Origin of the sequence: Prosthecobacter sp. (genome assembly GCF_044226605.1) — a bacterium.
Lineage (GTDB): Bacteria > Verrucomicrobiota > Verrucomicrobiia > Verrucomicrobiales > Verrucomicrobiaceae > Prosthecobacter.
The window spans coordinates 250,208-264,734 of sequence record NZ_JBGAGS010000002.1; the positions used below are offsets into that span (position 1 = coordinate 250,208).

Here is a 14,527-nt window from a genome sequence, read left to right on the forward strand (position 1 = left end):
GGTCGCACCTCCTGGCCCGGGGAGCGATGGTGGCGGAATCACCGGGCACTGACGGAAACGGCGCCCATGGCGGAGATCATGATTTCATCGCCCGGCTTGAGGGTGGTGCCGGGGGTGGTGGTGAAATGGTTGGCGATGCTGGCGATGGTGTCGCGCACCGGATTGGGGTGAATGTAATCCATGAGGGACTGGTAATGGAAGGCGTGATCTCCTTGAACGACGCTTGCCTTGTAACGGTGGACAAGCAGTGGCGGCCCACTTGCGGTGGCGCACGTTGCGGGGAGGGGGCTTCTCGATCACGCGGAGCCCGGAAGGGGCGCGGGGATCAGAGGGCAGCGCGGGCGGGGCGGGACTGGCGGAGGGTGCGCCAGGAGAGGATGAAGACTCCGAGGGCGAGGGCGACGGAGATGATGGCGAGGGTGTAGAGCCAGAAGTAGGAACTGCGGCGGATGGAGATGTTTGATTCGCTGTCGAGCGATGCATGACGGAGAATGATTTCGTGGTCGCCGGGATCGAGATCCGCGGGGAGGGGCCAGGTCTGCTGGTCGTGGCGGGAGGAGATCATCTTGCGGTTCCTGCGGCTTTGATTGTCCACCTGGACGACGGGCCTTACGTCGGAGTCAAAACCGCTGGCTTCGGCGTTTTTGACCTGCCACACCAGGAGGGGGCCTGGGTAGTCGAATCGCTTGTGATTGACCTCGGCAATGCCGCCGAGCCATTGGATGGCGGGCTGGAGCCTGGGGGCTTCGTAGTGGGCGAGCTGCGGGCCGGGCTGCTCAAGCACGACGGGGGGAGGGGTGGGCACGCGGGGGACGCGGACGCGCTGTGGGACGACGCCCATGGCGTACCATGCGAGGGAAACTTTTTTGCTGCTGCGACCGCGGGACTGAAAGAACTTGGCGATGAGGATTTGTTTGAAGTCGCTGCGCGCGCGGTACATTTCGACCTTCCTGGCGTTGGGGCCGATGAAGTCGAAGTAACGGGCGATCTCGCCACGGATGGCGGTTTCGGGGTAGGTTTTGGCGAGGGTCTCGGTGTAGGCTTTGTAGTCGCTGGCGGTGTGACCGGGGGGGCCCTCCTTGCGATAGTCGGGGTCGTCTTCTTCGTCTGAAACGACGAAGAGGTAGTAGCCGAGCCTGGACTGCTGGGAGAGGGTGCCTGCGGCGCGGGCCATGGCGAGCCAGAAGCAGGTGCTTTTGTCGTTCATCTCCCCGGTCTTGGGGTAGGTGGACTCGATGAGGGTGTCGAGCTCGGCGGTGGTTTTGAGTTTGCGGGCGGTGCCGCTGGTGAGGACGGTCTGCACCGTGCCGATGCGCATGGTGAGGAAGCTGCTGTTGTCTGCGAGCAGAGGCCGGAGCTCCGCAGTGCCTGCTGCCGGGGGCTGGCCCAGGTAAGCGCCGAAGAGGCCGATCATTTCGGGATTGGCCTCGATGACCCATTTGTCATTGAGGTTTTGATTTTTGAAGCCGCGGCCGGAGACGATGGACTGGATGATTTTTTTGGCGTCTTCGTGTCCGTCGCGATCGCTCTTCACGGATACGGAGACGTCCACGAGCATGGCGACATCCTTGGCGGGGGCGAAGATGCGGTACTGGTCCTGGGCGGAAGAGGAGAATGCGGAGGCCAGAAAAAGCAGGAGCACCTGCCAGACCGATGCTGGAAGCGTGAATTTCATAGTGTGGCGCCTGCATGTTGGAGGGCAGTCCTGCTGAAGCAAGGGGGATGGGTAAACAGGGAGAACATGGGGGCTTACATGGGGCCAAGATCAAAGCAGCAGCACACTCCTTTTACGAGGACGGAGGCATTCCAAGGCCTGCGGTCAGGGCCTTTCCCACCATGACTTTCGATGGTCTTGCCGTTGTGAATGAGCCAGACGTGGCCGGGATGACTGCCTGACTTTTTGATGAAAGCAATCCGGAGCCAGCTGTCATTGAGTGAAGCCTTGTGCTTGTAGTCGACTTTGCGGAATTTTTTCTTGGTGAGGTAATCCATCTGAGTCCAGCTCCCATCCGGGAAGGAATGGTCTTTGCTGGCATTGTAAACGAGGTAGCGAACCAGGCCGCTGCAGTCGATGGCTTTGATTTTAGAAGGCTCGGCATTGATGGGATGCGCTTTGGAGCCGAGACCGTACTTGGTCTTGGCGGCGATGAGCTGATTTAACAGAGAAAAGCACTTTTCACGACTGACGAGAAGCTGAGGAGCGTGGCTGATGCCCATCATGGCATTCCAGTTTTCGACGTACTGGCGTTCGGTGCCCTTGCCGAGGTGAGTGTTCCAGTATCTCTTCCAGCATGCGGCCATGGCGGCGATGTCGCCGGCGTGTGGGATCTGAGCATGGCGCCTGAGATAATGGACGCGTGCCATGGCGGCGGCGTATTTGTCGTTATTGGCGAGCTCGGTGATCTTGTTCGCGGTGGGACTCGTCATGAGCCCGGTGACCTGGGCTGCGAGGGCCTTGTGATAGGCGAGGTAGTTTGACCAGATGTCGTTGTGGGTGGCAGGCTCCATCTGAAACAATCCCACCGCGGGGCCGCCGCCAATCTGGTGACGGTGCCTTAGCTGGCTTTCCTGGATAGCGGTTCCGAGAAGAAGCTCCTCGGCGTCCGCGCCACCATTTCCAATCTTGTTTAACGCCGGGCGGATGGCATTAGAGAGAAAATCACTGGGCAGCATGGCAGGTGGGGCTGAGAGGTTGGATTTCTGAGAAGGCTTGTGCCGCAGTGCTGTGGAGGAAGCGCTTCGGAGCAAGGTTTCAGGCGGAGCGGGAGAAGATCAAAACTCGAAGGCAAACTCGCCGTCTTTTGCGATGACGGCGATTTTTTCGAGGGGGCGGCCTTCCATCATGCGGGTGAGGAACTCGCGGCCGATTTCGGGGAGGAGCTGGTTGGTGACGATGGCGTCCACGAGGCGTGCGCCGCGCTCGAGCTCGGTGCAGCGCTGGACGATGAGATCGATGACGTCCTCTCCATAGGTGAAGGGTATGCCGTGGTTTTCCTTCACGCGCTTCTCCACCTTACGGAGGTTGAGCTTGATGATGGCGCGCAGCATTTCCTGGCTGATGGGATAGTAGGGAACGACGACGAGGCGGTTTAGCAGGGCATCGGGAAACACTTTCGTCAGAGGCAGGCGCATGGCTTTTTCCAGGGCTTCGGCATCTGGCATGAGCTCGGGATCTTTGCAGAGGCTGGTGACGACATCCTGGGCGGCATTGCTGGTGAGGATGATGAGGGTGTTTTTGAAGTCGATGAAACGACCTTCGCCGTCTTCCATCCAGCCTTTGTCGAAGACCTGGAAGAAGATCTCATGGACGTCTGGGTGGGCTTTTTCGACTTCGTCCAGAAGCACGACGGAATAAGGGCGCCGGCGGACGGCCTCAGTGAGCTTGCCGCCTTCGCCGTAGCCGACGTAGCCGGGAGGCGCGCCTTTGAGGGTGGAGACGGTGTGGGATTCCTGAAACTCGCTCATGTTGATGGAGATGAGGCTGCTCTCATCGCCAAAGAGTGTTTCGGCGAGGGTGAGGGCGGTCTCGGTCTTGCCGGTGCCGGAGGGGCCTGCGAGCATGAAGACGCCGATGGGGCGGTTGGGATTGTCCAGGCGTGCGCGGCTGGTCTGCACACGGCGCGCGATGGTGTCGAGGGCGTGACGCTGGCCGATGACGCGGCGTTCGAGGATGTCCGCGAGCTTCAGGGTCTGCTCGATCTCGTTTTTGACCATGCGACCCGCAGGGATGCCAGTCCAGTCCGAAATGACCGCAGCGACGGCATGCTCGTCCACATGCGGGAAGACGAGGGGAGTCTCTCCCTGCATGGTGGAGAGTTCTTTTTCGATTTCGAGGCAGGTGGCGAGGAGTGCGTCCCGGCCTTCGGCTTCGAGTTTTTGTGCAGACTCGCGCGCGGTGAGGAGTTTTTTGACGAGCTCTTTTTCAGCTTCCCAACGAGTGGTGAGGCCTGCGAGGCGCTCTTCCTCCGCGGCGATGCGCTCGGAGACGTCGGCTTTGCGCTTGGCGTGATCAAGGCCGATGGCGCCTTCCTTGTCGAGGATGTCGATTTCGGTTTTGAGGACTTCGATGAGGCGGGTGGCGTCTTCCACCTCGGCAGGCGTGGCATGCTGGCTGATGGCCACGCGAGCGCAGGCGGTGTCGATGAGGCTGACGGCTTTGTCCGGAAGCTGACGGGAGGGGATGTAGCGGCCGGAGAGGCGCGCGGCGGCCTCCAGCGCAGAGTCGAGCACGGGCACCTTGTGATGTTTTTCCAAAACCGGAGCAAGGCCACGGATCATGCGCACGGCTTTTTCCTCGTCAGGCTCCTCGACCTTGATGACCTGGAAGCGGCGGGTCAGGGCGGGGTCTTTTTCGAAGTATTTTTTGTACTCGGCCCAGGTGGTGGCGGCGATGGTGCGAAGGGTGCCACGAGCGAGGGCTGGCTTGAGAAGGTTGGCAGCATCGTTCTGGCCGGCCTGACCGCCTGCGCCGATGAGCGTGTGGGCTTCATCGATGAAGAGGATGATGGGCTTGGGAGAGGCCTGGACCTCTTCGATGACTTTTTTGAGACGCTCTTCGAATTCGCCCTTCATGCTGGCGCCGGCCTGGAGCAGACCGAGATCGAGCGAGCAAAGCCTGACCTCGCGCAAGGCTGGCGGGACATCGCCACTGGCGATCCGCATGGCGAAACCTTCGACGACAGCGGTTTTTCCCACGCCAGCCTCCCCAGTGAGGATGGGATTGTTCTGACGGCGGCGCATGAGGATGTCCACGATCTGGCGGATTTCCTCGTCGCGGCCGAGAATGGGGTCGATCTCGCCATCGCGGGCGCGCTGAGTGAGATCGACTGCGAATTGAGCGAGGGCGCTGCCGCCTTTGCCCTCTTCCTGAACAGCGCCGCTGGCCTCGCCAGGCGTGGCGCCCGCACCCACGTTTTCCGTCATGCCGTCCTCGGGAGAGCCGGTGATGATTTTCGTGAGTTCGTCGGTGAGGACGTCGGCATTGATTTTGCGGAATTCATCGCTGAGGGCGAGGAAGTGACCGGCGAGAGAAGGGCTCTTCAGCATGCCGACGACGATGTGTCCGGTGCGGACCTTTCCCTGCTTGTACATGAGGGAGGCGTAAACCCAGCCCTGCTCGGAGGCCTCGCGCAAGGACTGTGAAAAGCCGCTGATGCTGCTGGCGCCGCGCGGGAGGAGATCGAGACTGCGCTGCATGTGGCTGCTGAGCTTGGAGGCATCCAAGCCGAAATGCTGAACGATGCGGTGAAGGTCGCTGTCCTGCTCGTTGAAGACCTGATGCAGGAAATGAATGAGCTCGATCTTGGGATTGCCACGCAGCTTGCAAAAAGTGGCGGCACTTTCCATGCACTTGTAGCCGAGGCGGTTTAAACGTCCAAAGAGGTCAGCGGGGCGGATTTCAGCCATAAGATCGGGGTGAGATAAGGAGTGAAGCGGAAGCGGGAAGGGTATTCAGGAGTTTTCCGAGGGAACTAGGCCACCGCCACGTATTTGATAATCATGAGGATGATTTTGGAACGGAAGACTGCCTAGCCACGAAGTGTACCCAAGGCGTCCACTACGACCAAGACAAATTTTGGGAACCTCTTCCTTTTTTAAAATAATGACGGTATTCCAGTAGAACTGACGCCGGGTGTAAAAGTCGATCCAGTCATGCAAACGCCGATGATTGGCGCCTTGGGGCAGGAAGCTTTCGAACTGCGCCAAAGACATGGGCCCGAGATGGACGGTGATCTTGAGATTGCGATCCCAAATCCTGGCACCGACCACGCAGGTGCCGCCGAGAACGCCGGTCTGCGGAGACTCGCCGATGCGACAGCGCTGCTCTTCTGGAATGGTGAGCCAATGGCCGGTGAGGGAATAAACTTCCGCAGTGGTGGAGAAAACTTCAGCGAGGATGCCTTTGAGTCCGCCGGCATGGCGTGTCTGGCAGGCAAGATGGCCGGTGAAGGGGAGTTTTTCGGAAGTGGGAATGGAATCCAGCCCGTCAAATTCTGGCACGCCCAGACCGCAGAGGCTAGCCGTCCATTCGGCAAAGGAGCGGTCCTCTGCGCGATCGAAGTCGACGGTCTTGTGCGCGACCGCCCATGCCCGGTAGAACAGGGCAATCATGCGGTGGTGGAAGAGGTCCAGGAATTCGGCGAGCGTGGTGTCCTTAGGAGCAAGGGAGCCGGGCTCCGAACTCGCATCGCTGGCGAACTGGGGAGCATCCGGATCCTGAATACCGCGGAGGCGATTGCGGATGAATTCGGTGAGGCGGAGGGGGAGGGGGCCGTTTGGCCCCGTCAGGCCAGTGAATTCGACGGTGATCTTGCGCGGGCGTGCCTCGTTCTGAGGCAACGCAAGTGTGCTGGGCGCAAAGCCCAGATTGAGGAGCTGGCCGAAGCGCACCGCATCGTCGCGGAGCATGAGGGAGCGACCCACACGGGGAGAGTCCGCATGCAGGCACTCCAGCATGCGAATGGTCTGGAAGAAGTCGTAGCGCCAGGGCTGCGCGAAGAGTTCTTCAATCAGACGACTGGGATCCTGCCCAGGCGTGGCGGCCATGTGAGCACCTCCTTTCGCTGCACGGTTTTAAGTTTGAGGCGGGTAAAGTTGTTCAGGGACACATAGCGTGCCAGGAACTGCTCCAGGACGCTGGCCAGAGTAAAGACGCCAGCGCCGGCGAAGCGGTCTTCATCGAGATTCAAATCCACATCCATGCCACGCACAAAGACGACGGGACCACCGCCGGGACTGCGGGCGAGAGAGGGGCGGCTCTCCACCGAAACGATGCCATCAAGCATGCGCTGAATGGCTGTGCTGCCGGAGGCGTAGAGGCGAAGCATCTCCCGCAGGGCGAGAACGCCGGTGGCCGTCTGATTGTCTGCGAGGGACAGGTAGTTTAAGGAGAGCAGGCTGATCGCGCGCCAGGCCTGCCTTCCTTCGGCAAAGGAAGGGCGGGGAGAGGTAGGACCGACGAGACAGCGGATGCTCTTGACGGGCATGCTGTCCTCCGGGATGAAGTCCGTGTCCACCAAACCTCTTGGCATGGTAAGCGGGAGGTGGCGGTTGGTGCAGAGTGCGGTGACCGCGAGCTGTTCAAGCTTGGGCGAAAAAGGAGCCGACTGAGGGTCCACGAGACTGAGGAACACCTCGCTGCCGACGTACGTGGAGCGGGGGCCCGCCTGGCGCTCGTTTTCTGACAGGGTGCGTGGCAGGCGGTTGACGGCATAGAAACCGGCGGGTGCGGCGGAGTGAGCCGGCTGCAGATAGAAGGGGTGGAAGGCCTGCTGGTCCGTGGATGTGCGGCCGTAGCCCGTGACCTCCAGGATGGTGTGGATTTCAAAGTCCAAAGTGCGGAGGCGCTCCGCGATGGCCTGGTATTCGGTGTGGCCGGGAAGGATGGGAATGCGATCCAGGCGTTTGCGGAAAAGATTGACGACAGGGGTGCAGTTGAGCTGAAAGAGATCTCCCGTGACGAAACCCTCCAAACCCTCCTGTCGCTCGGACAGCGGGATGATGACTTCAAGCTCCCGCCCGGAGAGTTTTTCCAGTGCGGCACGGGTGCCCTTGATGGCAAAAAAGTGATTGCGCTGGGGAAGCAGGAAGTGCTCCCGCAGGATGCGGTGGCCTTCGAAAGAACGCGGGCTGAAGGGAAGAATGGCTTCGTCTTCTGCAAAGCCCACATGTTCCAAGGCAGTCTTTGGAAGCCAGGTGGCGGCCTTGTGACGTGGAGAGGAAGGAGTGGTGATGAGCACGCCCTGGGCGTGAGAAAACAAGCTCTCCAAGACCGAGGAAGGGAGCTGGTTTTCTCCGTGAATGTAAAAGACGAGGCGGTCGCACTCCACCTGGCCGAGGTGGCTGTCATCCGGACCCTGGAGAACGAGGCGCAGGCGGAGAGCAGCACGCGCGTCAGGACAAAAACGGGAGAGCTGAAGTTCTCCGACATTGCGCGTGTGGTACTCCGCGCCGTCTTTTCCTTCTTTGATCAGGAAAGGGAGCAACTGCAAAGGATGCGCGGTGGTGAATGTGCAGGTGGTGGCCTCGTCCTTGACGCGCAGAGAATTCAAGACAGCGCCACGTGGCACGGTGGTGCCTGCCAGCAGGGCCTTGTCGTTGTAGTTTGGCTCAAAGCGAACGACGGCCGCGGAGGGCCATGGCGCCATGTAATCCGGGTAGACCGTCTCCAAGATTCCTTGAGTGAAACGAGGGAACTCGGATTCCAGCTTTAGCTGAACGCGGGCGGCGAGGTAGGCGAAACCCTCCAGCAAGCGCTCCACGAAGGGATCCTGACAGGTGTCACGAGATTCCTTGTCGAGCGCTAGCCGAGCCGCGATCTTGGGATAGGCAGCGGCGAACTCCCCGGCATGCTCACGGATGTGGCGCAGCTCGATTTCATAGAGTTCAAGAAAAGTGCGGTTCATGAGGCTGAAAGGATGTCGCAGGCGCCGGTTTCGAGGTCCATCTCGGTGCGGAAAACGACACGCTCCGCGTGAGGATGCGCCCAGAGCTGACCATTGATTTCAAAGGAGATCTTGGCTTCGTCTCCGGTGCTCTGAATGAGCCGCACGTGCAAAGAATCCGCGATGATGCGGGGCTCGAAGAGCAGGATGGCGTCGCGCAGCTCGGTCTCAATCTGAAGGGCGTCCAAAGCGGTGGAAGTCATGCCGGCGAGATCGCGCGTGCCGTAATTGAGGACTGACTGGGAAACGAGTTCATAATCGTAAATCTCCCCGCTCTGCAGGTGCTTGGGGGAGTTGAGGAGCCAGCGCAAATCCCGCAGGACGGAGTTTTTGTACTCACGGAGCTGAATCTTTCTGCGATTGGAAGGGTCTCCACGCTGAGACGGGGCTTCGTCGATCAACCTGTCAAACAGGCAGGGCAGGCGATGTTCGGCTTCCTCGGGCATGGTGGGGGAAGAAGCGGCTAGGTGGCGGGATTGAAGGTGATTTCGCGAGTTTCCAGGATGGGGAATTCACCGCTTTCAGTCATCCACACGCGCTGGCCGCTGCCGATGTAGTAGTTTTCGACCGGAGCGTCCCAGCCAGTCTGGCGGGCGAGGCGGAGGCTGTCATCCTGCCAGGTCTGGGATCCTGGATAACGTACGGGAATGAACGCGGAGATTTCGGAATCGTTTTCCAAGGTGAGAGTCGCGGCGCTCCATACTGCATCGCGGGCCTGGGAAGGAGGCTCCATCTGAATGCTCTTGAGGCGGTTTTGGGGGATCCAATAATACTGGCCCTGGATGATCGCCTCGATGATGACGCTGATGCGGCTGTCTCCATCCATGAGCCAGGAGAAGGGCTGACCATTGATGGTGCCGGAAATGGCAGGTGCACGGTTCAGGGCTTCGGTGCGCAGGGAGATGGCAGCAGAGTAGTCGCCTTTGGCACTGCTGGACAGCGACTGAAGGAGGTAGGGCAGCCAGTCGGAGGGCTCGCCGAAGATGGTGGGAGCCTCCTCGCCTTGAAAAACATATTTCCGGCGAACTTCAGCCTGCACGACGTTGTTGAAAACGATGGGGAGGGGGGACTGCCTGCCGACGAGTTCCGAGTAAGCCACCAGCTGGTTGGAGGCGGCCTCCCAATCAGCCTTGAGGCAGAGCAGCTGAAACAGCATGAACCGCAGCTCACCCTCCGTGGGAGCTTTGCGGATGGCGGCTTTGCAAGCAGACACGGCACCTGCAAGGTCACCGCCTTTGAGCTTTTCCTGAATTTCCTCAGATGCGGTCATGGAGAGTGTGGATGGGGATGGAATGAGCGGGCAAAAAATAGGCGTGCCCCCTTTAAGGGCACGCCGAAAACCTGATGAGACTGGCTGAAGACTAGGTCGTGACGTTGGTGACGAGGTCGTGAGTGGCGGTCATGTTGGCCACCTTGGCGCCCGTCTTGTTGTCGAGATGGTTGTACTCCCACTTCACCTTGCCGAAGGTAAAGGAAACAGTTTCCACCGGGAAGTCCTGCCCCTGGCCGCCACCGACGTTCACCGCAGAGATCACGACGTTTTCGAAGGTGTACTTCATGAACACCTCCTTCTGGCCGGTGCTCTTGCAGATCTCAACCACGGCTTTGTCCAGGTGCTTGCCCGAGCAGCAGTTTTTGTTGAGGTATGGAGTGCTGAGATCCATGCGCTTGGTGATGGTGAAGTCCTGCACGTCCACCTTGCCGGCGACACGTGAGGAGCCACCGCTCACAGCACCGGAGCCGTGCTGGGCGAGGCCGTGGGAGAAGGAGAAAACTTCGATCCAGTTCTTGTGCTTTTCGTCAGTGGACTCGCCTTTGATGGGTTCCAGCTGGAGGTAGGTGTCGAATGACATAGGGGTGGTGGTGTTTGATGTTAGGTTGTATTAGGCTTGGATTGCGTTGATCGAGAAAGGTTTGAGGCGGGATCAGCTCTTGCGTTCGGAAGGCAGTCGGGCCACGAGGCGGAGGCTGACGTTCACGCCTTCCAGCTGGAAGTGCGGACGCAGGTAGAACTGAGCACGGTAGTAGCCAGGGTCTTCCGGATTTGCCTGCACTTCGACCAGTGCCTTGGCCAGGGGCTTTTCCGCCTTGATGTCGTCGCTGGCGCCCGAATCGGTGACATACTGCTGGATCCAGCTGTTGAGCCAGAGCTCCATGTCGTCACGCTCCTTGAATGAGCCGATCTTGTCGCGGACAATGCACTTGAGGAAGTGTGCGAAACGGCAGCAGGCGAAGAGGTAGGGAAGACGAGCCGAGAGATTGGCGTTGGCGGTGGCGTCCTTGTCGTCGAACTTGGCAGGCTTTTGCAGAGACTGGGCGCCGATGAAGGCTGCGTAGTCGGTGTTCTTCCAATGGGAGAGCGGCATGAAGCCCAGGCGGGCCAGCTCGTGCTCACGACGGTCGGTAATGGCAATTTCGGTGGGGCACTTCATGTCCACGCCGCCGTCATCTGTCGGGAAGGTGTGGACAGGGAGGTTTTCAACCAAGCCGCCGCTTTCGACACCACGGATCTGGGCGCACCAGCCGCTCTTTTTGAAGGCGCGGGTGATGTTCGTGCCCATTGTATACGCGGCGTTGGACCAGACGAAATTCTCGTGGCTTGAGCTGCTGGCCTCTTCTTCGAAGGCAAAGGCGTCCACCGGGTTGTTTTTGGTGCTGTAGGGGAGACGGGACAGGAAGCGGGGGAGGGCGAGGCCGATGAAACGAGAGTCTTCGGAGTCGCGCAGGCTGCGCCAGGCAGCGTATTCAGCGGTGTCGAAGATTTTGGCCAGGTCGCGCTTATCACCGAGCTGCTGCCAGCTTTCCATGTTGAGGAGGCTGGGGCCGGCTGCGGAAATGAACGGGCAGTGGGCGGTGGCGGCGATTTTAGAGATATCGCGCAGGCACTCGACATCTGGAGCGCTGTGATCGAATTCAAAGTCACCAATCATGGCGCCGAATGGCTCGCCGCCCGGGGTGCCGAACTCCTCTTCGTAGATCTTCTTGAACAAGGGGCTCTGGTCCCAGTTGGCCCCGGGATAGCTCTTGAGCGTGCGATGAACTTCCTTCTTGGAGATGTTCATCACCTTGATTTTCAACTGAGTGCTGGTTTCCGTATTGAAGACCAGATGGTGAAGACCGCGCCATGAGCCTTCAAGCTTGGTGAAGTCGGCATGATGCATGATCTTGTTGAGCTGTGCGGACAGCTTTTTGTCGATCTGTGCGATGACGTCCTGGATGTAGGTCAAAACATCGTCGCGGATCAGTGTGGAACCGGAGAGGGCGTTTTCAGCGAGGGTTTGCACGGCCGACTTGACCGCGCTGAGGCGTTCGTCAGTTTTGGCGGCGAAGCTTTTCTGCAGAAGCTTGTCGAACTCACTGATTTCGACGGTTGATTCCTGAGTGGCGGTTGGGGCTTGCTGCTGCGCGGACATTGGTCGGGAAAGGTTCGGCGGGTGGATGGATGAAATACGAGAGGGGAAGAGTGATCAGGCCTCCTCGGGCTTTTTGGAGGAAAGGACACTCTTCATGAGGCCTTCATCGCGGATAAGTTTCTCCAGCAGATCTTCGGCCTGGGTGCGGCCATCCATGTAGCTCAGGAGGTTTGAAAGCTCGGTGCGAGCCTCCAGAAGTTTTCTCAGCGGCTCAACCTTCTTTGCGATGGCCTCCGGAGAAAAGTCGCTCATGCTTTCGAAAGAGATGTCCACCGAAAGGTTGCCGCCGTCTTCGGAGAGAACATTCGGAACGCTGAAGGCGGCGCGTGGCTTGATGGCCTTCATGCGATCGTTGAAGTTGTCCATGTCGAAGTCGAGGAACTTGCGATCTTTGACAGGGGGCAGAGGTTTTTCAGGATCCTGCTTGCCGGAGAGATCAGACATGACGCCCATGACGAAAGGCAGCTCGACCTTCTTTTGAGCGCCATTGACATCCAGTTCGTACTCGATGTGGACGCGGGGGGCTCGGTTGCGTTCGATAAACTTGGTGCTGCTTTCGGATGGCTTGGGCATAAGGAGTATTAGTTATAGCATCGAAGACCGGGGGAAGTTTTATCAGGTGGATTTCCTGCGGTCAAGGTGAGTGTTTGCGGATTTTAAGAATCTTGAACTTCTATGGTTGGACTAAGCACCTGTGTAGCATGTTCCTTAGTCGTAGCGAGTTCGTCGAGGAGATCCATGAAGTTTTTGCCGATGCATCGGGATGCTCGGCGCAGCAAGTAGGGAAGCGGACTGGAGGGTTCACTTTTTTCAAAGAACTGCGCGATCTGCTCCAACTGCTGGGCTGCCTGTGCACGGGAGGCGATGGCACTGCCAAAGCTCGGACCCGCTGCTGCAGACGTGCCGCCGACGGTTTGAACAGCGTTGCTTTCGCCTTCGGCGCTGACGGCTTCTGGTTCGGCAGACAGCGGTTTGAGAGCATCGATCATGCGCCCGAGCAGCTCACGAAGTTTGACGAGGTTCATGGCTTCAGCCGAGCCACCCAGCTCGTATGAAATTTCTTCGATCGCGTGCACGTGGGTGAGGGCATCCTCGATGATGGCGAGGTTGTTGACGTGCTGATCGCGAGGGGTGGCCTGGAAGACACCAAGAACCAGACGGCCGTGATTGGCGACGTCATTGTCCGGCGACTGCTTCTCCTCGACCGCTTTTTCGTAGTCTTCGAAGCTGAAGCTGCCTCCTTCGGCCCTGGCGATCTGCACTCGCATGGGCTTGAGGATGAAGCGCGGGCTCGACAAGCTGTCGATGAGTGTGTGGCGAACTTCCCTAGGGTAGAGATGAGGCCAGAAATCGCGGCACCAGAAGTGAATGAGACGCAGGCCATCACGAAATCCGGAAAAGCCTTCGTTCATGAGGCCGCTTTCGGCCAGGATGGCGCCGAGGTGGAGGTGCTTGGTGCTGGAGGCGAGGGTGAGGGCTGCCTCCTGGATTTCCGGCCATTTAGGTGGCTGAAGCACGCCATTTTTCATTTCGCCTTCGAGTTTGGCCTTCAACTGACTGAAGGCCTCATAGAGGCCCTTGTGTGCTTCAAAGTCGTCGGCGTCCGGGCCGCAAGGCAGTTCGGCGGAAATGGGAGAGAGAAGATGTTCGATGTCCATGATGGTTTAAATTAAAAGTCCTAAAGATTCATTTGATCCAATCGATGATTTCCTGGCGCACCTTGTTGAAGAGGTTGGGTCTGCCTTCGACAGCCTGAGGGGCGGGGAACAGGGATTCCTGGCTCAACCAGCTTTCGAGGGCGGACTGTGCCTGCTGGCGAATATTGTCCGGAACTGTGAATGGAACCTGGGTGGTGAGAGGCTGGGCCGCCTCATCTGCAAAGATGGAGGCGAGAGCCCGCGCGCCAGGAGGAGAAAGCCAGATGTCTGCAAAGGGGCGGCCGCGGCGCCAAAGGAAGCTGATGCATGGTTTGGAGCCGCAAAGCTGGCGAAGAAACGAAGCCCAGAGGGTGATGGACGGCCATGAGACGGAAGAATGGATGGGCAGTCTGGCCCGTCCTGCGCCTGCGCCTTCCGGAAGCAGGGCGTGACAGCAGCGGAAAATCCCTTCGCGATTGCCTCCACCCGGAGGCAGGTGCTGCAGCCAAGATTCGCGCGCCGATGAATTGGGCGGGGCCTTGGCAGAGGCGGACTGCCTGATTTCACTCAACTGGCGTTCTGCATCGGCGAGAGTCTGCCGCAAGGCGGTGAGGTCCGCAGCGACGCGCAGCTTTTCCAAAGTGGTTTCGAAAGCGGCGGCCATGAGCCCGACTTCGTGCAGCAAGGACAGCTCTCCCGTGTGCAGGGCGAGGACCAAGGGGTATTGTTTCCGGCCAACGGCGTCTTCGGAATGGACAAGTCGTGCAACCAGGAGGCCGGTGGGACCGAGGCACAGAAGATTGTGATCGTAGGGAATCGAGTCGGTCTGACCCAAATCTTTGAACCAGACCTGACGGCTCAGGCATTCACCGATGCCTTCGATGTAGAGCCCCTGCTTGAATGCCACCAGCGATGAGGAGGCGAGATTGATGTCCTCCAAATGGTCTGCAACCAGGGGATGCTTGCCGAACAGAGCCAGCGAAGTTCCGGGGGCTGGTTCTGCAAGAAAGGACAGGCTTGCGGTGGACATGGC

Annotated in this window: 13 protein-coding genes; all 13 read right to left on the reverse strand. The window is 59.4% G+C overall.

Going from position 1 to position 14,527, the window contains the following annotated elements; all coding sequences use genetic code 11:
- Positions 1-38 precede the first annotated feature (38 nt).
- Complete coding sequence (locus ACILSO_RS03165; protein WP_395735914.1) at positions 39-182, reverse strand: hypothetical protein; 144 nt, start codon at positions 180-182, stop codon at positions 39-41.
- A 143-nt stretch (positions 183-325) separates the two neighbouring features.
- Positions 326-1,675, reverse strand: a complete 1,350-nt coding sequence (locus tag ACILSO_RS03170) for a hypothetical protein (protein ID WP_395735915.1) — start codon at positions 1,673-1,675, stop codon at positions 326-328.
- A 74-nt stretch (positions 1,676-1,749) separates the two neighbouring features.
- Entirely contained in the window at positions 1,750-2,673 is a 924-nt protein-coding gene (locus ACILSO_RS03175) for a hypothetical protein (protein ID WP_395735916.1), read from the reverse strand.
- A gap of 99 nt (positions 2,674-2,772) precedes the next feature.
- Positions 2,773-5,406, reverse strand: a complete 2,634-nt coding sequence (gene tssH / locus ACILSO_RS03180; protein ID WP_395735917.1) for a type VI secretion system ATPase TssH — start codon at positions 5,404-5,406, stop codon at positions 2,773-2,775.
- Positions 5,407-5,451: 45 nt separating this feature from the next.
- Positions 5,452-6,546, reverse strand: coding sequence for a type VI secretion system baseplate subunit TssG (gene tssG, locus ACILSO_RS03185; protein WP_395735918.1), 1,095 nt, complete (start codon positions 6,544-6,546; stop codon positions 5,452-5,454).
- Positions 6,510-8,405, reverse strand: a complete 1,896-nt coding sequence (gene tssF / locus ACILSO_RS03190; protein WP_395735919.1) for a type VI secretion system baseplate subunit TssF — start codon at positions 8,403-8,405, stop codon at positions 6,510-6,512. Before tssF ends, tssG begins: the two co-directional genes overlap by 37 nt.
- Positions 8,402-8,890: a type VI secretion system baseplate subunit TssE gene (gene tssE, locus ACILSO_RS03195; RefSeq protein ID WP_395735920.1), complete on the reverse strand. Its 489-nt coding sequence runs from the start codon at positions 8,888-8,890 to the stop codon at positions 8,402-8,404. The genes tssF and tssE overlap by 4 nt, the downstream gene beginning before the upstream one ends.
- A gap of 17 nt (positions 8,891-8,907) precedes the next feature.
- Entirely contained in the window at positions 8,908-9,714 is an 807-nt protein-coding gene (locus ACILSO_RS03200; protein WP_395735921.1) for a type VI secretion system accessory protein TagJ, read from the reverse strand.
- Positions 9,715-9,805: 91 nt separating this feature from the next.
- Positions 9,806-10,297, reverse strand: coding sequence for an Hcp family type VI secretion system effector (locus ACILSO_RS03205; protein ID WP_395735922.1), 492 nt, complete (start codon positions 10,295-10,297; stop codon positions 9,806-9,808).
- A 72-nt stretch (positions 10,298-10,369) separates the two neighbouring features.
- A complete protein-coding gene (gene tssC / locus ACILSO_RS03210; protein ID WP_395735923.1) occupies positions 10,370-11,857 on the reverse strand; it encodes a type VI secretion system contractile sheath large subunit in 1,488 nt (495 codons plus the stop codon).
- A gap of 54 nt (positions 11,858-11,911) precedes the next feature.
- A complete protein-coding gene (gene tssB / locus ACILSO_RS03215) occupies positions 11,912-12,430 on the reverse strand; it encodes a type VI secretion system contractile sheath small subunit (protein ID WP_395735924.1) in 519 nt (172 codons plus the stop codon).
- Between the two features lie 83 nt (positions 12,431-12,513).
- On the reverse strand, positions 12,514-13,515 hold the full coding sequence (tssA, locus tag ACILSO_RS03220) for a type VI secretion system protein TssA (protein WP_395735925.1): 1,002 nt from the start codon (positions 13,513-13,515) through the stop codon (positions 12,514-12,516).
- A gap of 28 nt (positions 13,516-13,543) precedes the next feature.
- Positions 13,544-14,524, reverse strand: a complete 981-nt coding sequence (locus tag ACILSO_RS03225) for a hypothetical protein (RefSeq protein ID WP_395735926.1) — start codon at positions 14,522-14,524, stop codon at positions 13,544-13,546.
- Positions 14,525-14,527 lie beyond the last annotated feature (3 nt).